This window comes from Pauljensenia sp. OF14-1SRA (genome assembly GCF_027694595.1).
In the GTDB taxonomy this organism is placed as follows: Bacteria; Actinomycetota; Actinomycetes; order Actinomycetales; family Actinomycetaceae; genus Pauljensenia; species Pauljensenia turicensis_B.
Map to the genome: position 1 here is coordinate 1 of NZ_JAQEVQ010000017.1, position 21,098 is coordinate 21,098.

Consider the following 21,098-nt stretch of genomic DNA (forward strand, 5'->3'; position numbering starts at 1 on the left):
AAACTAACAACACGCCGCCATTAGCAACGATTTTTGTCTATTAACCCCCTAATACAGGGCAGGAAACAACAAAACGGAGCAACCAATTGGTTGCTCCGTTTTCGTTTGTGCGTCATGGGGGACTTGAACCCTCAACCCGCTGATTAAGAGTCAGCTGCTCTGCCAATTGAGCTAATGACGCGGGACTCTGCCACAGAATATTCTGTTTTAGAGTTGTGCGTCATGGGGGACTTGAACCCTCAACCCGCTGATTAAGAGTCAGCTGCTCTGCCAATTGAGCTAATGACGCGGGGTCTTGTGACCGATATGAAACTTTACCGCTTCGGGCAGATCAATGCAAAAATAGCAGATGAGAAGACCACCACACCACACTTGGGGAGTTCGATATGACCGGAAAAACACCGAAATCAGTTGATTCGACCTCCTCGACCTTAGAGCCGGTGGATTCAACATGGGCGTCGTCGTCGCGAATGGCACAGGACTATCTGAAGACTTTGTGGGGTGGCGAAGAATCCGGCAAGCACGGCATGAGTGTGAATGACCTGGCTAGCGCGATGGGAGTCGTTGCGTCGACCGCTTCGGAGAATGTATCGCGTCTGGTGGCGAACGGTTTGGTCACGCATGAGCCCTATCGGAAAGTCCACTTCACGGATGAGGGGCGCGCGCTAGCTATCTCAATGGTGCGTCGTCACCGTCTATTGGAAACCTACCTGCATGATCGCCTGAACTTCGAGTGGGACGAGGTCCACGAGGAAGCTGAGATTCTGGAACATGCGATCTCAGATCGTCTTCTTGCGCATATCGATGAAGCGCTGGGCAAGCCTGAGCGTGATCCGCACGGTGACCTGATTCCTCGCGAGGACGGGTCGGTGGTTGAACGCGTGATTTACCCCTTGGTTGCGACGTCGAAGAAAACTCCTGGCGTTGAGGCGGGGAAGTGGTATCGCGTCACCCGCCTGTCTGACGAAGACTCCGCATTCTTGCGTATTCTCGATAGTGAGGGTATCGGCCTAGACACATTGGTCCGTATCGTCGATATTGATCAGGCCGGTCAGGTTTCGCTTGAAATACGCCAAGCGACCGCTCCCACCGTGGGTGCTGGTCGAAGCGCCCGCTTGACTGGTGATGTTGCGTCGATCGTGATGGTGTCGCCTCTCGATGACTAAACGCGATTGAGCGTTATTTTAGCTGGGAGATGAACCCAGCGAAGTCATGCTTTCAGGAACGTGAGAGCCGTACCCCTGCGACAAGAGGGTGTCGCGGAGTTTCGTCATTGCCTTGTCCAGTTCCTCATCCGTTGCCTTCACTGCGTTCGATAGAAGAACATCAGCTTCTGTGCGTAGCGGGATCACGTGAAGGTGCGTGTGAGGGACCTCGAAACCTGCGATGACCAAGCCGGAGCGGGGGACTCCAAATGCTTTTTCCTGGGCGATTCCGATGATTCGCGCGACTTTCATAAGGTGCGTGGCGACGTTACTGGGCGCATCCGTCCATTTCTCATACGGGGTACGTGGTACGACCAGAACATGGCCGGGAGAGGTGGGCTCGATGGTAGCGAATGCAACGCATTCGTCGTCGGTCCACACGAAGCGACCTGCCCAGACGCCGGAAATGATGTTTTCAAAGACTGTAGCCATGAGGCCATTCTCACCCCAGAAGGGACCTCGTGGCTAGCGGACGAAGAAGCGAGTTTTCGCGCGAATGGTCTACCCTTGATACGGCGAAGAAAGTCGAAATATCAAGGGGAGGGCCCTGATGAGCCAGGCTTCCAACATGGAACCCGCACAGCGCTATACCGCTGAACTTGCCGGTCAGATTGAAACCGCATGGCAGGATCGGTGGGACGAACGAGGAACCTTTAACGCAGACAACCCGGTGGGTGAGTTCGCAGGTCCTCTGGCGGAAAAGAAGCCGTTCTTCCTTCTTGACATGTTCCCCTACCCGTCAGGCAAGGGTCTGCACGTTGGTCACCCGCTGGGCTACATCGCCACCGACACGGTCGCTCGTTTCCGTCGCATGCAGGGTGAAAACGTCCTCTACACGATGGGCTACGACGCCTTCGGGCTACCGGCAGAACAGTACGCCGTGCAGACCGGTCAGCACCCGCGTATTACGACCGAGGAAAACATCGCGAATATGCGTCGCCAGCTTCGTCGTCTTGGCCTGTCCCACGATCGTCGCCGTTCGCTGGCCACGACCGACACCGAGTACGTGCACTGGACCCAGTGGATCTTCCTGCAGATCTTCAACTCCTGGTTCGACCCGGAAGCAACCGCTCCCGATGGCTCCATCGGTGCCGCGCGTCCGATCGGCGAGCTCGAAGAGAAGCTTGCCAACGGCCAGGTTGGCGTTCCGGACGGCCGCAACTGGGAAGACCTTGACGCCGTTGAAAAGGCGAAGGTCGTCAACGACTTCCGTTTGGTGTATGTGTCCGAGGCTCCCGTGAACTGGTGTCCGGGCCTGGGTACCGTTCTCGCGAACGAAGAGGTCACTTCCGAAGGTCGCTCCGAGCGGGGCAACTACCCGGTGTTCAAGCGCAATCTGCGCCAGTGGATGATGCGCATTACCGCTTACGGCAAGCGCCTAGCAGACGACCTTGACACAATCGACTGGCCCGACAAGGTCCGTACGATGCAGCGCAACTGGATCGGTCGCTCCGAAGGTGCGACGGTCCGCTTTGACGTTCCCGCTGCAAGCGAAGTCGGCGCAAGCGTCGACAACCTCGAGGTCTACACGACGCGCCCCGATACTCTGTTTGGTGCCACCTTCATGGTTGTTGCGCCCGAACACCCGATTCTTGGTGGCACGCTTGCCGGCAACGACGATGACGAAGCTGCACTCACGGTTCCGGCCTCGTGGCCTGAAGGCACGAAGGACGCATGGACGGATGGCGCAGCTTCCCCGCGCGAGGCGGTTGCCCGCTATCGTGCCCAGGCTGCAGGCAAGTCGGAAACCGAACGCGCCGACGAAGAACGCACGAAGACCGGCGTTTTCACCGGCCTGTACGGCATTGACCCCGTCAACGGTCGCAAGGTGCCCGTGTTCGTCGCCGACTACGTCCTCTGGGGCTACGGCACCGGCGCGATCATGGCTGTTCCCGCGCATGACGATCGTGACTGGGAATTTGCGAACAAGTACGAGCTCGACATTATTCGCACTATCGGCGCAGTTGATGATCCGTACGGCCACGATTTGACCGAGTCGGCGTACACCGGCGACGGCGTTGCTGTTGATTCGGCGAATGACGAGATCAGTCTGAACGGCCTGGCAAAGGATGAAGCCAAGGCTGCGATGATCGAATGGCTGGAATCCAAGGGCTTCGGCCATGGAACCGTTACCTACCGCCTGCGTGACTGGCTGTTCTCTCGCCAGCGCTACTGGGGTGAGCCTTTCCCGATCGTCTGGGATGAGGACGGCCTGCCACATGCTCTGCCCGAAGATCAGCTTCCTGTTGAGCTTCCCGAGGTATCCGATTACTCGCCGCGCACTTTCGACCCTGACGACGCGAACACCGCGCCGGAAGCGCCACTTGGCCGAAGCGAAGAATGGGTGAAGGTCACCCTGGATCTCGGCGATGGCCCGAAGAACTACCGTCGCGAAACCAACACGATGCCGCAGTGGGCAGGCTCATGCTGGTACGAAATGCGCTACACCGATCCGAAGAACTCCAAGGCGCTGGCTTCGCCTGAGAACCTCGACTACTGGATGGGCCCGCGCGAAGGCAAAAAATCCGGTGGAACCGACCTGTACGTTGGTGGCGTTGAGCACGCGGTTCTTCACTTGCTGTACTCGCGTTTCTGGCAGAAGGTTCTCTTCGACTTGGGTCACGTGCCGGACGCAGAGCCGTACCACACGCTGTTCAACCAGGGTTACGTTCAGGCCTACGCCTTTAAGGACGAGCGCGGACAGTACGTGCCCGCCGACGAAATTGAAGGCGACGAGGCAACTGGCTTCACTTATCAAGGTCAGCCGGTGACCCGCGAATACGGCAAGATGGGCAAGTCGCTGAAGAACATCGTCACCCCGGACGAAATGTATGACGCCTATGGTGCCGACGTGTTTCGCGTGTACGAAATGTCCATGGGGCCGCTGGATGTCTCGCGTCCGTGGGAAACCCGTGCAGTCGTCGGCTCGCAGCGCTTCTTGCAACGACTCTGGCGTAACACCCTGGACGAAGAAACCGGTGAAGTGACCGTCACCGACGAAGAAGCAGATCTTCAGACGAAGCGTCTGGTTGCTCGCACGATCGCCGACGTCACCGTCGAATACGAGAACATGCGCGTGAACACCGCGGTCTCGAAGCTGATCGTCCTTAACAACCACCTGACCGGCCTGAAGTCGGTTCCGCGTGAAGCCATCGAACCCTTGGTTCTGATGATTTCCCCGGTTGCCCCGCACATTGCAGAAGAACTCTGGATGCGTCTGGGACACGGTGAGTCACTGGCTCGCGAGCCCTTCCCGGTTGTCACCGACGAATCGTTGCTTGTCGAAGAGAGTGTCACCGCGATTGTTCAGGTGAACGGTAAGGTTCGTGCACGCCTCGAGGTCTCGCCGTCGATCAGTGAAGAGGATCTGCGTTCTAAGGCTCTGGCTCAGGCGCCGATCATCAAGGCTCTTGAAGGTCGCGAACCTCTGAAGGTGATCGTACGCAAACCGAGCCTGGTCAACGTGGTGCTCCCGCGCTGATCACGATTGTGATGGCAGCCCTGCGGCGCTAAGCGGTGAGCTTCGCGCCGCAGGTGTTTTATCAAGCAGTGGCATCTTCTGCGAGGCTCACCAAGAACCGATAGCCTGCCACGGTAGCGCGCGAAAAGGGCTAGAGCTTTACCGCTTCGTAACACCATGAAGCGGGTTGCTACCAGCCACAACCACCTAGTTATCGTTTGATCCCAGATGAAAGGTCATTTATGCCTGAAGGTGATGCCATCCGTCGTCTTGCCTCGACGCTCAATGAGCTCTTCGTCGGGGGAACTGTGTCTGCTTCATCTCCGCAGGGGCGTTTCAGCGCTTCAGCTAAGCAACTCGACGGGAAGCTGATTCAGCGCGTGCGCGTCCATGGCAAGCACATGTTTATCGGCTTCGTTTCGCCCGAGGCACCCGATGTGTGGCCCCAGGATTGGATGCATATTCACCTGGGCCTGTACGGATGGTGGCGCTTCAACGGTGATGAGACTGTCGTTGATGAAGGCTACGGTGTCGCCCGTCGCGTTGCTCCCGTTCCGAAGGGGGAGTGGGACGGGCACTCAGAAACCCGCTGGGGCGAAGGCTACGGTCAGGCTGAAGCTGGAAGTTGGGAGCCTCCGGCCCCTGTTGGTCAGGTGCGTTTCCGCATGTTTAACGACCACGCGGTTGCCGATTTGGTCGGTCCGAACCGTTGCGAGCTGATCGACGACGAAGAACGTCAGGTTGCCGAGGCCAAGCTCGGTCCTGACCCGCTGGAAGATGGAGCGCGCGACGATAAGGAATCGGCGAAGCGATTCGCGTCGGTTGCGCACTCTAAGAAGCGCAATATCGGCGAGATCGTTATGGACCAGTCCATCATCGCCGGCGTCGGCAACATCTACCGTGCGGATGCCCTGTTCCTCGCCGGAATTTCGCCTTATCGCAAGGGGGCGAACATTTCCGAAAAGCGACTGAAGGACCTCTGGGTTTTGATCTGCGACCTCATGAATAGGGGGCTCGCTGCGGGGCGCCTCGAAACGATGGATCCCGACGAAGCACCCAATCCACCGATCGAAGGCGACGAGGAAGCGTCACGCTGGTATGTCTACCACCGAACCGGGCGTCCCTGCCTGCGCTGTGGCACGCCGGTCCGCGAAGCGCTCATGCAGAACCGTCGTCTGTTCTGGTGCCCCAGCTGTCAGCGATAAGGCGTCGGTTAAGCGGGCTGGGCCTCGTCAATCGGAGAAAATGACCAAGGTAAGTAACCGCCCAGCCTGCCATGAAACTGGCGGGTAGAAACGGTCGCGGAAGCCGGGGTAGGCGAACCTATTACTTGACGTCGGTGAAGCCGAGCGCGTCGTAGAGGCTGGCAGCTCCCATGTGGCGCGAATCGATCGTCAAGGACAGGCCGTCGAATCCCCAATCCTGGCAACGACGTGCGACCTCTGCGATGAGGGCGGTTGCGATGCCTTTGCGACGGTACTCCGGGGCGACGACAAGATCGACGACGAACGGGCCGTCGGGAGCGTCGTCCCACGGGGATTCTCTGACGACTTCGATGGCGCCGATCAGTGCGCCACCATCCCATGCGCCAACGAAAGAATCTTCGGTCGTCGCACCAAATGCCCCTTCGAAGGTCATGCGGAGTTCTTCCGAAATCTCGAGCATGGCCTCGGGCGTGTTTTCTTCGCCGTACGCGTCCAGGGTCAGGGCTGCGAGCATCGGAATGTCGTAACGGGTGAGCGTTGCGATCTCGATACCCTCGGGGCGTTCGACATCGGCCAACGCATCAACTGGTGCTTGAAGTGTGCGCTGTTCCATAAACCAAGTGTACGTGGCGTGTGTCACATTATGTGGGACTTTGGTGGCTGGCGTGCCCTTTGTTGCGCTTTAGCTGGGCAAATAGGGGTGCGAGGCCGGCTAAGCACACAAGGCGGGGCACCCGCGTAGCGCCGGTGCCCCGAACCAGAATGAGACGCCGGGAGGGTGCCCTCTGGGATCAGATGTAGAGTTCCGGCTCTTCTAAGAAGTAAGCGGGATCGATGATCAGATCGTCATCCTTCGTGTCGTTACAGGATTTCGGGATAAGGCGTGCGGGCACGCCAATCGCAACGTTCCCGCACGGAACGTCCTTGACGACGACCGCGTTCGCGCCGATCTTAGCGCCGTCGTGGACCTCGATGGGACCCAGAACTTTCGCGCCGGCGCCGATCATCACGTGATTGCCGACGGTGGGGTGGCGCTTACCGGGCGTCATGGCCACGCCACCCAGGGTGACGCCGTGGAAGATGACGACATCTTCGCCGACCTCGGCGGTTTCGCCAATAACAACGCCCGTCGCGTGGTCGATGAAGACGCGACGACCGATCTGGGCGCCGGGGTGAATGTCAACACCTGTCATGACGCGCGTTGCCGACTGCAACATGCGAGCGGGCAATTTAACGCCTCGAATCCACAAGGAGTGCGAAACGCGGTGTGCCCACAGTGCATGAACGCCCGGATAGGTGAGTGCAACTTCAACGCTTGATTGGGCGGCTGGGTCGCGATGACGAGCCGTCTGTAAATCTTCTCTGAGAAGCTTGAATGCACGACGCGGGTTGATCGCCATGGGTGTTCCTTTGGGGGATAACAGTGAACAGAACTGATCCTATCGAGGTTGGACGATTGAGTGCGCACGTTCAGCGCTCAGCGCAATGTCGGCTAAGGAAAATGCGGGGTGAGGAATGATCCGTACCCCGCATTCTCTTCAGCTTCTCGCTTCGCCGACGTCCTGTCGGCTTGAAGCAAATCAGTCCTTGTATTCCTCGAACAGAGCGGTCGAAAGGTAACGCTCGCCGGTGTCAGGAAGCAAGGTCACGATCTTCTTGCCAGCAAATTCAGGGCGGGCTGCAACAGCGGTTGCACCGGCTAGGGCTGCGCCGGAGGAAATGCCAACCAACAGGCCTTCTTCAGCGGCTGCCAGGCGAGCAAACTTTAGTGCTTCGGCGCTCTCAACAGAGATGACCTCGTCGATGATCTCAGCGTCGTAGTTGTCCGGAACGAAGTTCGGCATCAGACCCTGGATTGCGTGCGGGCCAGCGGAGCCACCGGTGAGAAGCGGAGATTCTGCGGGCTGAATTGCGATGACCTTAATGTTTGGGTTCTTGGCCTTCAGGGTCTTTGCGACACCGGAGATGGTGCCTCCGGTGCCGACGCCCGCGACGAAAACGTCAATTTCGCCGTCGGTGTCTTCCCAGATCTCTTCGCCCGTTGTAGCAACGTGGATTGCCGGGTTTGCGGGGTTGGCGAACTGCGAGGCGATGATCGAGCCGGGGCGCTCGTCGCGGATGCGCTCGGCTTTCGCGACGGCTGCGGAAACGCCACCCTTTGGGTCGGTCAGAACTAGTTCTGCGCCGAATGCGCGGACGAGGATGCGACGCTCAATGGACATGGAAGCCGGCATGACGATGACGACCTTGTAGCCACGGGCTGCGCCGACCATTGACAGTGCTATGCCGGTGTTGCCGGAGGTTGCTTCGATGATGGTGCCACCGGGCTTTAAGGCGCCGGATTCTTCTGCTGCGTCGATGATTGATGCTGCGATGCGGTCCTTGACGGAGGAGGCGGGGTTGAATGCTTCAACCTTGGCGACGACGTCCACGCCTTCGCCGGCGAGCTTATTAATACGAACCAGGGGAGTGTTGCCAATGAGTTCTGCAACGTTGGAAGCAATGTTCGACATGAGAGTCTCCTAAAAGCTTGACTACTGATCATTCAGTGCACGGTAAGCACAACGTGTGAAGTCAGAAAATAATTTCGTGGCATACGACGCATTTGTTCATGCGTCAGGGCGAATGACGACGCTGGGCGCCAGAAAAAACATTCGCCCGATCAACACGAAAGAAGACATGACGGTGCGACCAGACGGCGAATTCCGTGCTGGATGAGTGTCATGCGATCAAATATCATAATTGAATCTTAAAACAATTGGGGTTACTCGTCTACTTCGGCTCTCGTGGTGCCCATCATCTGAAACTGTGAAACACCTGAGGTCAGAGCAAGGATCTGCGCCTCAAAAATCGCGCGCGAATCAGGAAGCGTGCCAATTCGGATCGCGGCCTCGCTGCCCCAATCGATGCCAAGAATCTGCGCACCCGCATTCCTTAACTCAGCTTCAATCCTGCCAGCCTGGGCAAGTGAAACCCGAGTTTCCAGCACATCCAGCGGAACTAGTTTCGCCTTCGGTGCCAGGGCGAGCGCTTTGGATACAGACGATGAATACGCGCGCACGAGGCCGCCCCCACCTAAGAGGATTCCTCCAAAATACCTGGTGACAACGGCGGTCACATTCCACACTCCAGCTAGGCGGAGCGCATCAATCATCGGCGTGCCAGCGGTACCCGAGGGCTCCCCGTCATCACTCGAATGCTGATGAGGATCACGTCCATCAACTTGAATAAGGAACGCAGAGCAATTGTGGCGAGCCTGTGGATTGTCGGCCTTGACCTCATTAATCAGGGCGCGTGCCTCGTCGGAGGAGTCGGTGCGAGCAAGAGTCGTGATGAAACGGGAGCGCTTAATCTCGATTTCGTTTTCAATCCGAGTGCCCGAACGCACGGTATAAATGACTCCCATATTCACCCCTCTTCCTCAGATGCCTCTACACCATCGATACCGTTCTCTAACCTAGCTGATGGCATGAGAGGTTCGGAACATGTAATGAGGATCGCATCTCAGGCAGAGTATCGAACTAGGGTCAAAACGGGCGTTCATGGTACGATTTTTGGGTTGCCGTCAGTGGGAATGGGCCGGTCGGGTCCTTCTCGCGACGTTCTGGCGTCGGACGGCGGCTCATTTTTGAGCCACCAACCGACCATACGACTACCGAGAAGAGAGGGGAGGCACGATTCAATGGCAGTTCCGAAGCGAAAGATGTCCCGTGCGAACACCCGCACGCGCCGCTCCGCGTGGAAGGCAGATCTCACCGAGCTCAACACCGTCAAGGTTGCTGGCCGTGAGGTTCGTATCCCGCGTCGTTTGGCAAAGGCATACAAGAACGGTCTGCTGGACGTCGAGGCCTGATCCTCGATCCTGCAGTTGAGGCCCGGTGCTTATGCGCCGGGCCTTTTCCGTACCCGCTTTCTTGAGTCTGACTGAGTGTGATTGTCGTTTTTGTCGTCTGAGGCGACGTTTTGGGTTCTGGAAAGGTGGAAGTGGCGCCTTCTATGACATGCCCGACCGCCGGTAGTGCGATGCGGCAAAGAATGTGGGATACGCCTTTTAAGTGGTGGAAAAGGCACACGACTTTTTAGAGTAAGCACGTGCAAAATATTGCGTTAGTTTCAGCTCTTGCGGAGCAGAGCCTTCACCCGATGAGCTCGGAAAACCTCAGCCAAGACTTCGTGTCCCTTTTTGTTATTGCTTTGGCAGCTCTCTTGGCTCCGCTCCTATCCTCTGCGACTCGTAAGCGCGTTCCGGATGTAGTCTGGCTGTTGATTCTTGGTGTCATCATTGGGCCCTCAGTTCTGGGGATCGCTCAAGTCTCGGATTCCGTACACCTGCTACGTGAGATTGGTATGGGAATTCTGTTCTTGATCGCGGGTACTGAAATCAATATTTCGCAGGTTCGTGCAAAGCCTGGTCGCGTTGCTTCGATTACGTGGCTGATCTGTTTCTTTGCCGCATTTGCACTGGCTGTTGCCACATTGCGTAACGGTGATTACAGTTCCGCGATCGCACTTGCCATTGCGTTTACGTCCACAGCTCTGGGCACGTTGCTTCCGATCTTGATGGAAGCGGGACTGATGGGAAAGCCTGTTGGTGAAGCAGTGTTGATCCACGGTGCCATTGGTGAGCTTCTTCCCGTCATTGCTATGTCGCTTCTGCTCGGCACGCGATCTCCAGGCTGGGCCGCCGTTATCCTTGGGTTCTTCGTTGTCGCAACCCTGATCTCCGTTGCGATTCCGACGCGTTTCATTCTGCGTCGCCCCGAAATTGGTCGCGTGATCTTGCGCGGTGCTCAGACTTCGTCGAAGACGCTGATGCGCGTGGTCATGGCGATCCTGACCGGTCTGATGGCACTTTCCGCCGTCTTGAACCTTGACATCGTCCTTGGTGCGTTCGCTGCGGGCGTCATTGTCCATGCTCTTTCGCCGGTGAACTTTAGTGCGATTGAAGGGGAACTACGGACGATTGGCTTCTCATTCCTGATCCCGGTTTTCTTCGTGACCTCGGGTATGAATATTTCGCTGAGCGCCGTCATTGAGCGCCCGTGGTTGCTGGTGGCATTCGTGGCTGTCATCCTGGTGGTTCGCGGTCTGCCCATTGTGCTGATTGAACGCTTCGTTGGCACGGCCGAGAAAACTACGTGGCGCGATGCCACGAAGATTGGTCTCTATGGTGCGACGGGTCTGCCGATCATCGTTGCCGTGACGGGCGTGGCTGTGAATGCTGGCGTGATGGCCGAAGATATCGGATCAATCCTGGTGGCTTCCGGTGCCGCGTCGGTCCTCTTCTTCCCCTTGCTTGCCTCCCTTGAAGATAAGGTTTTCCTTCCCGCGCCCTAGTAGAAACGGAATAGAATGACAGGCGAGCGAGGCCTCGTCGATTGGGTGAAGCCCAGCGGGGAAGTGGTCGCTCAGTGGACTTGATCGAAGGAGATCACGATGAAGATTCTGATTGCTCGCTTTACTGCCAAGGAAGGCTTCGAAGACGAGGTTGGCGAAATGATCGCCGGCCTGGCGCGCAACGTTCACACGGAGCCGGGGAACGTGACGTTTGAGCCTCATCGTGAGGTTGACAATCCGCGCAAGTTCGTCGTCTTTGAGAAGTACGCCGATGACGCGGCGTTCGCAGCTCACATGGGGATGCCGTACGGCAAGGTCTTCAACGACCGCCTGAACCAGATCATCGAAGAGCCGGAGTCACAGCTAACGTTCCTTGACGCAGTGGAGTGAACGCGCACTGGAGTGTGAGGAAAGTGCCGGGGTGGGTGACCGCTCCGGCACTTTTCTTTGGTGCCTTTTGGGGTTGGGGCATCGTGCACGGCGACGGTGATGAATGATTGACGGGGCCGGGTTTATCTGCACCCTGTCAGCCCTGTTTGGCGCCCGGAGGTGGCATCTTTGGGAGTTGGTGCCCGGTGCCGGTAAACTTGGGTTCCGTCGACGTAGTCGTTGAGGCTGGTCTGACGCACTGCCTCCGTAGCTCAATGGATAGAGCAAGGGCCTTCTAATCCCGAGGTTGCAGGTTCGAGTCCTGTCGGGGGCGCAACCGGCCTGATCGTAGTTTTGCTTGCGATCAGGCCGTTTTTGTTTGTCTTGGCGCACCATCAAGAGCGAATCCGCGCGTGTTACAAAATCTCACAATGTGGTCGCTTTCTGGAAAAGTGTGACACCCATACGGCAGACTAAAACCATGACGACCTTCGCTTACGAAATGTGCTGCCTTCAGGGCACCACTATGCGTCAGCGAATGTGTATGTGATTGACGCCCTCGAACCTCTGTCAATCACTGCCGCAGTGAGTTAAAAGCCCCTTTGTGAACGAAGCTGGGCGTGCGGCACCAAAGAAATCTGGATACACCATGACTCTGGTCAACACCCCCGCAACTGCCGTCGTCGATGAAACACCCGAAACATCTTTCGACGACTTCCTTGAGATCCTTGCAAACCTTCGCCTTGCTCCCGCTCACGTTGAGTTCAACGCCGACCGCGGTGCGCTGACCATCCGAGGTGCCCGCATTGCTCTTTGCACCAAAGAACGCGAGTTGCTCACTCACCTTGTCTTGAACTCCGATCGCGCAGTTTCACGCGAAGAACTATTTTCTACCGTCTGGAACGGCGCTGGCCTTGGCCCCGACTCGCGTACAGTTGACGCACACATTCGTCGCCTGCGTAAGAAGCTCGCTAAGGCCCCCGAACTGATCTCGACTGTTCGAGGCCAGGGCTACCGCTTCAACACGGGTGAAGGCGTGCGCGTCCAAGCAACGCTCACGCACACTCTGGCCGCGTAACATGCCACGAGGCCGGGCAAACGTGGCCAGCCTCGTGAATAAGAGAAAGCCACACGCTTACCGAAAGCGCTCGCAAGCGGAACGAGCGTGACGCCTTAGATGATCAGGCGGAAGATCTCCGAATCCGCGTGCAACTCTTCGACGTGCAGGGGAGAATCCGCCATGCGTCGGCGCAACCCGTCAATGTCATCCTTCGCCGCAATATCGATGCCAACAACGGCGGGCCCAGATTCTCGATTGTTCTTCTTCGTGTACTCGAAGTGAACGATGTCGTCGTGCGGGCCAAGGACATCCTGCAGGAAGAGGCGCAGAGCACCCGGCTGCTGGGGGAACGTGACCAGGAAGTAGTGGCGCAAGCCCTCGTGACGAAGCGAGCGCTCCATAACCTCGGCGTAACGTGTCAGGTCGTTATTGCCACCGGACACGATCGCGATGATCGCACCATTAGAGTCACCCAGATAGCGTTCGCGCTCTTCAGGGGTTGACAGGTAGGAACGGATCGCGGTTGATGCCAGGGCGCCAGCCGGCTCAGCAATGACACCATCGGACTGGTAGAGGTCCAGCATTTCCGTGCAAACCGCGCCCTCGGGAACAACGAGGACATCGTCGACGTACAGGCGAGCAGCGTCGTAGGCGAGATCCCCTGCACGACCAACAGCGGTGCCGTCAACGAACGGGTCAAGCGATGCCAACGTCATTGGCTCGCCAGCATGTAGGGCAGCGTGCATCGAGGCCGCCCCTTCGGGCTCTACGCCGATGATCTTGATTTCGGGGCGCTTAGCGCGGATCCACGTCGCGATGCCAGCAAGCAATCCACCGCCACCGACGGGAACGAGGACCGCCGCCGTGTTCTCGGGCATCTGTTCGAGCAACTCAACGCCGATCGTGCCCTGGCCCGCGATCGTCATCGGATCATCGTAGGGGTGAACGTAGGTGCGCCCAGTCGCGCGCGCAGCTTCCTGCGCCAGCGCGTTTGCCTTGTCGAAGGTGCCATCAACGATGACCTGCTCCACCCAATCACCACCGATCGTGGCAATACGATTGCGCTTCTGACGAGGAGTATTCGACGGCAGATAAATCGTGCCGTGAACCTTCAGGTGCGCGCACGAATAGGCAATGCCCTGCGCATGGTTACCTGCCGAGGCACAGACGACGCCACGTTCGCGTTCAGCTGCAGTTAATAGCGACATACGCGCGTAGGCGCCTCGAACCTTGAAGGAACGGCACTTCTGCGTATCTTCACGCTTGAGCAACACCGAGGCACCAATTGCGTCCGTCAACCGTTCAGAACGCGCCAACGCAGTGCGGTGGACAACGCCACGCAACACCTTTGATGCGGATTCAATATCCGCAGGAGTCGCATTTGTGTGGAACGTGGAAGCGGTTGTGTCGCTCATCAGGTCCTTCAATCGATCGGGAACCGGGAATCGGTCGCAAGCCGGCGCGGGTGCGTACGGCGAACGGATACAGTTTAAAACCGCTTGCCTACCCGCGTCCGATGGTGGTCACGTGGCGGTCAGAGGAAATAGATCAGTGGGGATATATTCTGCTACCCCGTGAGGATGCTGGAATTGGAACGAGGTTCAGGCAAGCCTCGTCAATGTGTGCGAAAGGGGAGAGGGAGCCCCCGCGCGGGCGCGACGAAGGTGGCACTTCTTGGGGTTGCGTTGAAGGTGGCACGTCCCACGCAAGAAGGCTCAAAACCCCGCGGTAAAATAAGCGAGTGACGAAGAAACTGAAGGATCCATTGGTATGGATCGACTGCGAAATGACCGGCCTCAACGTGAAAGCCGACGCGCTGGTCGAGGTCGCCGTTGTTATCACTGACGCCGACCTGAACATAGTTGACCCAGGCATCGACGTTCTGATCAAGCCCCCAGCAGTTGCCCTGGAGCAAATGAACGACTTCGTGCGCAATATGCACACGACCTCCGGATTGCTCAAAGAACTTGAAAACGGACTGACACTCCAAGAAGCAACAGACCAGGTTCTGTCCTACATCAAGCAGTTCGTTCCTACCCCCGGAAAAGCTCTTCTTGCCGGTAACTCGGTCGGCACGGACAAAATGTTCCTCGAGGAATATATGCCCAGCGTTATCGACCACCTTCACTACCGCATCATCGACGTTTCTTCCCTGAAGGAACTGGCGAAGCGCTGGTACCCGAACGCGTTCTACGGCGCACCGACCAAGCACGGTGGTCACCGTGCGCTCGCGGACATTCTGGAATCCATCCAGGAACTTGAGTATTTCCGTCGCGTTTTGTTCCCCTCTCACCGTGTTTCTTCCGAGGCTGTGGCTCAAGCGCTGAAGGAAACTCTGGCTCTTGAGATTCCACGTATTGGTGCTTGACCTGCGTTAACCCGGTTTCGCGCCAGCATTGCGGTCGCGTTATTGCCAAGCCGGGGCGGTTGCCGATAGGAGTTATCCACAATTTCGCTCAAGTGCCACTTATCCACAATTGGCGAGGGACGTATGAGCGCCCTCGCCAATTGAGTTTCAGACTCATTATGTCAGCTCAATGGCGAGGATAAAGGAGACACTGATGAGCGACACGACGATTACTTTGCGAGGCCGTATTGGCACGGACTTGCGTGTATCGAAGAGCGCGAACAACCATTTGACGATCCGTTTTCGCTTGGCGGTCACACACTGGTTCGCGTCTGCTGACGGGGTTCTGACGCAGGGGCGTACTCAGTGGTATTCGGTTCATGCGTGGGATCGGCTTGCCGATAATGCCCTGCATTCATTGGCGAAGGGTGAGCCCGTGATTGTAATGGGGCGGCCTCGCGCGAATGCGTGGAAGGATTCTGACGGAAATATTCGCTCTGAAGTGGTTATTAACGCTCAAGCGATCGGGCATGACTTGACCAGCGGAAGAAGTACGTGGAGGAAGAGTATGCCTTCGCCTTCAGGGGGTGGTTCTGCTCTTTCTTCGGGGGACGAGGCCGTGGCCACGCTTACTTCGACGTCTGACGTTTCTGGGGCCAACGTGAGGATGAACTCCGGGGGTGGGGTGTCCGACCCCTTGGGAGCAAGTTTTGAAGACTCTCCTTTAACTGCGTCGAACGCTATTGGTGAGGAAAGCGAAGGTGATTCCGCACCAATGACAGACCCAGAATGTAGCGATGAAGCCTGCGATGGGTCGTGCGGACAAGAGCAATCGTCGACTCTGAAGACAACGGTGGGTAAGAATCGACGTGTTGATCAGGGATAAGTGAAGACGAAAGGGATCTTCACTTATCCCAAGGACAAGTGCCCAGAGGATAAATAAGCTCGCGAGGTCGTGGACATGGTCACGCCCACGCTGTAATTCTCAGCAGTCGTGTGGGGTTCGGCGTGGGTGTGGCTTAGCATGGAGGGGATAACGGACAGTTTTACTGTCATGCACAACCACATGTTGGATGGAGACCAGTGGCTGAGTACATCTACCAGATGATCAAAGCGCGTAAGGCGCACGGGGATAAAGTAATCCTCGATGACGTGTCTATGTCGTTCTTCCCGGGCGCGAAGATCGGTATGGTCGGTCCGAACGGTGCCGGTAAGTCCTCGATCTTGAAGATCATGGCAGGCCTTGACGAACCGAGTAATGGCGAAGCTCGCCTGACCCCGGGTTACAGCGTCGGCATCCTTGAGCAGGAACCGAAGCTTGACGATACGAAGAACGTGATTGAGAACGTTCGTATGGGTGCGGCAGATACTTTTGCGAAGCTCGATCGTTTCAACAAGATTTCTGAAGAGATGGCGAATCCGGATGCGGATTTCGATGCTCTGATGGAAGAAATGGGCAAGCTCCAGGATGCCCTCGATGCTGCGAATGCTTGGGATATTGATTCCCAGCTTGAGCAGGCAATGGACGCCTTGCGTTGCCCGCCGGCAGACCAGCCTGTCAACGTTCTGTCCGGTGGCGAGCGTCGTCGCGTGGCACTGTGCCGCCTGCTGATCGAGGCTCCCGATCTACTACTGCTTGACGAACCGACGAACCACTTGGATGCCGAGTCTGTGCTCTGGCTGGAAAAGCACCTGTCCACCTACGCTGGCGCCGTTATCGCGGTTACCCACGACCGTTACTTCCTTGACCACGTTGCAGGCTGGATCGCTGAAGTTGACCGTGGGCACCTCTACCCGTACGAGGGCAACTACTCGACCTACCTGGAGACGAAGGAAAAGCGTCTGCAGGTTCAGGGTCAGAAGGACGCGAAGCTTGCCAAGCGCCTGAAGGAGGAACTCGAATGGGTTCGTTCGAACCCGAAGGGTCGTCAGGCGAAGTCGAAGGCTCGTCTGGAACGCTACGAGGAAATGGCTGCCGAAGCGGAGCGCACTCGTAAGCTCGACTTCGAAGAAATTCAGATTCCGCCAGGCCCGCGCTTGGGCTCAATCGTCATCGAAGCAACCAACCTGCAAAAGGGCTTCGGCGAACGCACGTTGATCGATGGACTGTCGTTCTCCCTGCCGCGTAACGGCATTGTCGGCGTCATTGGCCCCAACGGTGTTGGTAAGACGACCCTGTTCAAGACCATCGTTGGCTTGGAGCCTCTTGACGGTGGCGAACTGAATATCGGTGAAACTGTCAAAATCTCTTACGTTGACCAGACTCGCGCCGGCATTGATCCGGATAAGAGCCTCTGGGAGGTCGTCTCTGACGGACTCGACTATATCCAGGTCGGAAACGTTGAAATGCCGTCGCGCGCTTACGTGTCCGCGTTCGGCTTCAAGGGTGCGGACCAGCAGAAGCCTGCTGGTGTTCTGTCCGGTGGTGAGCGCAACCGCCTGAACCTGGCACTGACGCTCAAGCAGGGCGGTAACCTGTTGCTCCTTGACGAACCGACCAACGACTTGGACGTCGAAACCCTTGGTTCGCTGGAAAATGCTCTTCTACAGTTCCCCGGTTGTGCCGTGGTCGTCACCCACGACCGTTGGTTCCTTGACCGCGTGGCCACCCACATTCTTGCGTGGGAAGGTACTGAAGAGAATCCGGCTCAGTGGTACTGGTACGAGGGAAACTTCGAGTCCTATGAGAAGAACAAGATCGAACGCCTTGGTCAAGATGCGGCGAACCCGCATCGCGTCACGCACCGTAAGTTGACGCGCGACTGAGAATCGTAGAGCCCAGGAAGTGGAGCGTGGCCGAATGGCTACGCTCCACTTCGTTATATCGTGGTCACATCAGGGGCCCGTTAGGGGAATGTAAGAGGCAAGGAAAGACACATGATCCCAAGTCAAACGCCAGTGTTCTTGGACTGCGATACGGGAATCGATGATGCGCTGGCATTAGCCCTATGCGTTGCCACCCCCAGTTTGAAGCTCGTGGGTGTTGGGTGCGTGTCTGGGAATACTGATGCCGAACAGGCAACGCGGAACACGCTTGACCTTCTTGCTTTAGCGGGACGATCAGGGGTCCCAGTCGCGAGTGGCGCACACGACTTCCTTACCCACCCTTATGCCGGGGGAGTGCCCCATATCCATGGGGTAAATGGCGTTGGCAACGTCGAACTTCCCGCGTCGACCCAAGCCGCTGATACGAGGAGCGCGGCCGAGCTTCTGATCGATCTCGCGTGCGAGTATGCGGGTAGCCTCGTTGTTATTGCTGTCGGGCCGCTGACGAACCTTGCGCACGCGATTGAATTGGAGCCGGCGTTGCCGGAGCTCGTGAAAGAGCTTGTCATCATGGGTGGCGCACTTCGCGTGCCCGGGAACGTTTCGCCTGTCGCAGAGGCGAATATTGCGAACGATCCCGAAGCGGCACAGCGGGTCTTTGATGCCAAATGGCCGATTACCTTGGTTCCTCTTGATGTGACGATGCGATACCCGATGTTCGAAGAACACCGACGAGTGCTACTGGATCACCCGCACCCCTTCGTCAGCGCGCTTGGCGAGATCCTCAACCTGTACTTCGGCTTCTACACGGACGTTTTCGGTCCGCGTTCATGCGCACTCCACGATCCGATGGCAGTGGCGCTCGCCAGCAGAATGTTGAGTGCCAAGCGGAGCGAACAGATGCGAGTCAGCGTCGATACCACCGATGGTGAAGGACGAGGCCAAACAATCGAACGCCTCGACCCGTCGGGCAACGTCCGCGCCGTATTCGAACTTGAAGACGAGCTTGCAGGGCGCTTGGTTCAACGGCTGGTGAGGTTTTACTGAGTGCCTGCCTTGAGGCTACGTGGGCTACTCGTTCGTGAATGAGGGTCATACGGAGGGGAGCCCGTATTTTGGATCCTTCCTGGGGGGCAGTGCCGATAGAGATATACCGCGAAGCGTCTAACAGTGCTAGACAGAACCCGGCTGAGGAGAACACGTTCAGACAAGTGTGGCTCAATCAGTGGGTGAAGCGGCAACACCCCCCAGAGGTGAGCTCAGTTTATGATTCGCGAGGACTGCTGGTGCTATGAGATTTTACGCGAAAGAGGCTACCGAAACCATTGGCCACCATTGCTAGCACTGAGTAGATGGCTCCGTAGCTGAGTGCGGATTCGTTGAAGAAGATGAACATGGGCACCATGAAAGACACTATCGGCATCACTGTCCATAAAACAGTGAAGCCCTCCGTGATTCCGTCCCAGGCAGCTAGCGCAATAGTAGCGAGTGGAAAAGCTATAAGCAGCATCAAGATAAACAGCGTCATGCCTGAATCATGGGCGCTGAATACTCCGAAGGCGGCTGTCGTGAGAGTCGGCAGTAAAAGATAGCACGCGAAAAGCCCGCCAAGGCGTACCCAAGTGCCGCGCCTTTTCCATCTTTGCATGCACTCATTTTTCCATGACCAGAAGGGAAAAACCAGGGGTCTTAGAAACTGGCTACACGACAGGGCGAAACCAGTCGAGAACCATCAATTGTCCACCAGCTACAGCTTCTTGTTTGAGCCGACATCTGTTGGTCGTCCGGTAACCGAACGTAGCGCGATGCAGATGATGGCCGTCTACTCCTGCGTGCGGATCTTGGCTGAGACGATCGCGGGCCTGCCGTTGCGCGTCTATCGCACCGGGTCGGACAGGTCGAAGGTGAAAGCCACCGATCACAGGCCAGTAGCTGCCGCTTCCAGTTCTGCCGCCTCGAGGTCACGCAGGGTGACCCCATCGGCGGTCTTCCAGTAGACCTTGCCTGAGGTCGATGAGCCTGTCAGGAAGTCTGAGGCCGCAGACGGGGAGGTGAACAACGTGTCGCGCAAGAGTTCGCCGTCTTCGCTGATGGGTTCGGCGAGCTTCTCAGGGTTCGTGCGCACCGACCCAGCTGGCAACATTAAGCCAGATAAGCAAAAGTCTACGGAGAAGATTGACGGAGTCGTCGCCACCATCATGACCCTCGACAGAGCCATACGCGGCGGCAACGCGAGCATGGGTGGAGCGTCTTGACGAGCGCGGCTTGTTGGTCTTATAAGAGATACATGAGTGCATCTTTGGACAGTAATTTGGCTCGTGAGCTCGCATGGGACACTTCTGCGCCACGGGGAAAGAGATCCTCAGTTCGATATCATCGGGACTCTTCATCCAGAATTGAAAAGGCTAGGCAACAGGCAGAGATGTCTACCGTTCCGGTCGAAACAATCGCGAAGTACACTAATGAATATCTCGCGGCGCTCGGGGTGGAGCCTGTCAAGAAACCTAAGTTCGATACTCCGGTAGATGCCACAGATCAAGAACTAGAGGATTTTCTCAAGACAACACTCTACGAAACTGTGCATGAACGTGATCTCATCTGGATGAAGTTCACTTCCGATGGTTTTCTAGGCGTGGTTGCAGCCAGCACTGATGTCAATTTCGATATCCCTAGTGGCGAAGAGACAGACCTTCGACACCGGAATACCTCAGGGATCATCGTTCATTCACTCGCCAAGTCTTGGGATCGCAGCTTCATTCTCGCGTTTCCGCTCTTTGAGATTCCAGAAGACCTACAACGTGGCAACATTGAGGTTGGAATCGGGAATTACCTCATCAGGCGTAGTGTTCCAATTCTGGACTTCTATTCTCATCGGTATCAGCCTGATTTGGATAGAATGCGAGTTTCCTGAACGCATTTTGACCCTTCCTTCGGAGAGGTCATTTTTCTTGGAGGGTTGATGAAGTTCTTTCAACGGTTTTGTGGAGGCTCACGTCGCGTCCCCACCAACACCCAGCTCTCGTCCGGCTACTCGTTCCTCTTCGGCCCTACCTCTTCTGGGCGTCCGGTGACCGAACGTAGCGCGATGCAGATGATGGACGTCTACTCCTGCGTGCGGATTTTGGCTGAGACGATCGCGGGCCTGCCGTTGCGCGTCTATCGCACCGGGTCGGACAGGTCGAAGGTGAAAGCCACCGATCACAGGCCAGTAGCTGCCGCTTCCAGTTCTGCCGCCTCGAGGTCACGCAGGGTGACCCCATCGGCGGTCTTCCAGTAGACCTTGCCTGAGGTCGATGAGCCTGTCAGGAAGTCTGAGGCCGCAGACGGGGAGGTGAACAACGTGTCGCGC

Annotated in this window: 22 protein-coding genes, 3 tRNA genes and 1 pseudogene; 15 read left to right on the forward strand and 11 right to left on the reverse strand. The window is 57.2% G+C overall.

Annotation, left to right across the window (positions count from 1 at the left end; all coding sequences use genetic code 11):
- Window positions 1-108: 108 nt before the first annotated feature.
- Window positions 109-181 (reverse strand) — tRNA-Lys (locus PG731_RS08120).
- Between the two features lie 35 nt (window positions 182-216).
- Window positions 217-289, reverse strand: a tRNA-Lys gene (locus PG731_RS08125).
- A gap of 97 nt (window positions 290-386) precedes the next feature.
- Between PG731_RS08125 and PG731_RS08130 the strand changes: the two genes are divergently transcribed.
- Entirely contained in the window at window positions 387-1,166 is a 780-nt protein-coding gene (locus tag PG731_RS08130) for a metal-dependent transcriptional regulator (RefSeq protein WP_270773283.1), read from the forward strand.
- 18 nt (window positions 1,167-1,184) lie between these two features.
- On the opposite strand, the gene PG731_RS08135 is transcribed toward PG731_RS08130, so the two are convergent.
- Window positions 1,185-1,637 carry an HIT family protein gene (locus tag PG731_RS08135; RefSeq protein ID WP_270773284.1) on the reverse strand — a complete coding sequence of 151 codons (453 nt, stop codon included), beginning with the start codon at window positions 1,635-1,637 and terminating at the stop codon, window positions 1,185-1,187.
- A gap of 118 nt (window positions 1,638-1,755) precedes the next feature.
- On the opposite strand from PG731_RS08135, the gene PG731_RS08140 reads away from it, so the two are divergent.
- Both PG731_RS08140 and PG731_RS08145 read left to right on the forward strand, forming a co-directional pair.
- On the forward strand, window positions 1,756-4,686 hold the full coding sequence (locus PG731_RS08140) for a leucine--tRNA ligase (protein WP_270773299.1): 2,931 nt from the start codon (window positions 1,756-1,758) through the stop codon (window positions 4,684-4,686).
- A 221-nt stretch (window positions 4,687-4,907) separates the two neighbouring features.
- Entirely contained in the window at window positions 4,908-5,870 is a 963-nt protein-coding gene (locus PG731_RS08145; RefSeq protein WP_270773300.1) for an Fpg/Nei family DNA glycosylase, read from the forward strand.
- A gap of 121 nt (window positions 5,871-5,991) precedes the next feature.
- On the opposite strand, the gene PG731_RS08150 is transcribed toward PG731_RS08145, so the two are convergent.
- The 3 genes from PG731_RS08150 to cysK form a co-directional block, all read right to left on the reverse strand.
- Complete coding sequence (locus PG731_RS08150) at window positions 5,992-6,483, reverse strand: GNAT family N-acetyltransferase (RefSeq protein WP_006681234.1); 492 nt, start codon at window positions 6,481-6,483, stop codon at window positions 5,992-5,994.
- Window positions 6,484-6,661: 178 nt separating this feature from the next.
- Window positions 6,662-7,270, reverse strand: coding sequence for a serine O-acetyltransferase (gene cysE, locus PG731_RS08155; protein ID WP_006681233.1), 609 nt, complete (start codon window positions 7,268-7,270; stop codon window positions 6,662-6,664).
- A gap of 180 nt (window positions 7,271-7,450) precedes the next feature.
- Entirely contained in the window at window positions 7,451-8,383 is a 933-nt protein-coding gene (gene cysK, locus PG731_RS08160; protein ID WP_270773304.1) for a cysteine synthase A, read from the reverse strand.
- A gap of 76 nt (window positions 8,384-8,459) precedes the next feature.
- On the opposite strand from cysK, the gene PG731_RS08165 reads away from it, so the two are divergent.
- On the forward strand, window positions 8,460-8,588 hold the full coding sequence (locus PG731_RS08165; RefSeq protein ID WP_270773305.1) for a hypothetical protein: 129 nt from the start codon (window positions 8,460-8,462) through the stop codon (window positions 8,586-8,588).
- A 46-nt stretch (window positions 8,589-8,634) separates the two neighbouring features.
- Here the strand turns inward: PG731_RS08165 and PG731_RS08170 are convergent, their stop codons facing one another.
- The gene (locus tag PG731_RS08170) at window positions 8,635-9,276 is read right to left on the reverse strand and encodes an IMPACT family protein (RefSeq protein WP_270773306.1); all 642 of its coding nucleotides are present in this window, start codon (window positions 9,274-9,276) and stop codon (window positions 8,635-8,637) included.
- Between the two features lie 276 nt (window positions 9,277-9,552).
- On the opposite strand from PG731_RS08170, the gene rpmF reads away from it, so the two are divergent.
- From rpmF to PG731_RS08195, 5 genes are all read left to right on the forward strand, one after another.
- Window positions 9,553-9,723 (forward strand): 50S ribosomal protein L32, encoded by a 171-nt coding sequence (gene rpmF / locus PG731_RS08175; protein WP_006681230.1) that lies wholly within the window; start codon window positions 9,553-9,555, stop codon window positions 9,721-9,723.
- 239 nt (window positions 9,724-9,962) lie between these two features.
- Window positions 9,963-11,207, forward strand: a complete 1,245-nt coding sequence (locus PG731_RS08180) for a cation:proton antiporter (RefSeq protein WP_270773307.1) — start codon at window positions 9,963-9,965, stop codon at window positions 11,205-11,207.
- A gap of 99 nt (window positions 11,208-11,306) precedes the next feature.
- Complete coding sequence (locus PG731_RS08185) at window positions 11,307-11,597, forward strand: putative quinol monooxygenase (protein WP_270773308.1); 291 nt, start codon at window positions 11,307-11,309, stop codon at window positions 11,595-11,597.
- A gap of 240 nt (window positions 11,598-11,837) precedes the next feature.
- Window positions 11,838-11,910 (forward strand) — tRNA-Arg (locus PG731_RS08190).
- A gap of 315 nt (window positions 11,911-12,225) precedes the next feature.
- Window positions 12,226-12,654 carry a winged helix-turn-helix domain-containing protein gene (locus tag PG731_RS08195; RefSeq protein WP_270773309.1) on the forward strand — a complete coding sequence of 143 codons (429 nt, stop codon included), beginning with the start codon at window positions 12,226-12,228 and terminating at the stop codon, window positions 12,652-12,654.
- A gap of 95 nt (window positions 12,655-12,749) precedes the next feature.
- Here PG731_RS08195 and ilvA read toward each other — a convergent pair whose 3' ends face one another.
- The gene (gene ilvA, locus PG731_RS08200; protein ID WP_270773310.1) at window positions 12,750-14,051 is read right to left on the reverse strand and encodes a threonine ammonia-lyase IlvA; all 1,302 of its coding nucleotides are present in this window, start codon (window positions 14,049-14,051) and stop codon (window positions 12,750-12,752) included.
- Between the two features lie 326 nt (window positions 14,052-14,377).
- Here ilvA and orn point away from each other — a divergent pair, with 326 nt between their 5' ends.
- The 4 genes from orn to PG731_RS08220 all read left to right on the forward strand — a co-directional run bounded on the left by orn (window position 14,378) and on the right by PG731_RS08220 (window position 18,796).
- Window positions 14,378-15,004: an oligoribonuclease gene (gene orn / locus PG731_RS08205; protein ID WP_270773311.1), complete on the forward strand. Its 627-nt coding sequence runs from the start codon at window positions 14,378-14,380 to the stop codon at window positions 15,002-15,004.
- Between the two features lie 193 nt (window positions 15,005-15,197).
- Window positions 15,198-15,869, forward strand: coding sequence for a single-stranded DNA-binding protein (locus tag PG731_RS08210; protein WP_270773312.1), 672 nt, complete (start codon window positions 15,198-15,200; stop codon window positions 15,867-15,869).
- A 197-nt stretch (window positions 15,870-16,066) separates the two neighbouring features.
- Entirely contained in the window at window positions 16,067-17,749 is a 1,683-nt protein-coding gene (ettA, locus tag PG731_RS08215) for an energy-dependent translational throttle protein EttA (RefSeq protein ID WP_270773313.1), read from the forward strand.
- A gap of 111 nt (window positions 17,750-17,860) precedes the next feature.
- Entirely contained in the window at window positions 17,861-18,796 is a 936-nt protein-coding gene (locus PG731_RS08220; protein WP_270773314.1) for a nucleoside hydrolase, read from the forward strand.
- Window positions 18,797-19,013: 217 nt separating this feature from the next.
- On the opposite strand, the gene PG731_RS08225 is transcribed toward PG731_RS08220, so the two are convergent.
- Both PG731_RS08225 and PG731_RS08235 read right to left on the reverse strand, forming a co-directional pair.
- On the reverse strand, window positions 19,014-19,397 hold the full coding sequence (locus PG731_RS08225) for a hypothetical protein (RefSeq protein WP_270773315.1): 384 nt from the start codon (window positions 19,395-19,397) through the stop codon (window positions 19,014-19,016).
- Between the two features lie 270 nt (window positions 19,398-19,667).
- Window positions 19,668-19,892, reverse strand: coding sequence for a DUF4357 domain-containing protein (locus tag PG731_RS08235; RefSeq protein WP_270773316.1), 225 nt, complete (start codon window positions 19,890-19,892; stop codon window positions 19,668-19,670).
- On the opposite strand from PG731_RS08235, the pseudogene PG731_RS08240 reads away from it, so the two are divergent.
- A pseudogene (locus tag PG731_RS08240) lies at window positions 19,867-20,029 on the forward strand (terminase large subunit); the annotation flags it as partial. The gene PG731_RS08235 and the pseudogene PG731_RS08240 overlap by 26 nt on opposite strands.
- Window positions 20,030-20,171: 142 nt before the next feature.
- On the forward strand, window positions 20,172-20,660 hold the full coding sequence (locus PG731_RS08245) for a hypothetical protein (protein WP_270773317.1): 489 nt from the start codon (window positions 20,172-20,174) through the stop codon (window positions 20,658-20,660).
- A 287-nt stretch (window positions 20,661-20,947) separates the two neighbouring features.
- Here the strand turns inward: PG731_RS08245 and PG731_RS09255 are convergent, their stop codons facing one another.
- A complete protein-coding gene (locus PG731_RS09255; protein ID WP_442952671.1) occupies window positions 20,948-21,088 on the reverse strand; it encodes a DUF4357 domain-containing protein in 141 nt (46 codons plus the stop codon).
- Window positions 21,089-21,098 lie beyond the last annotated feature (10 nt).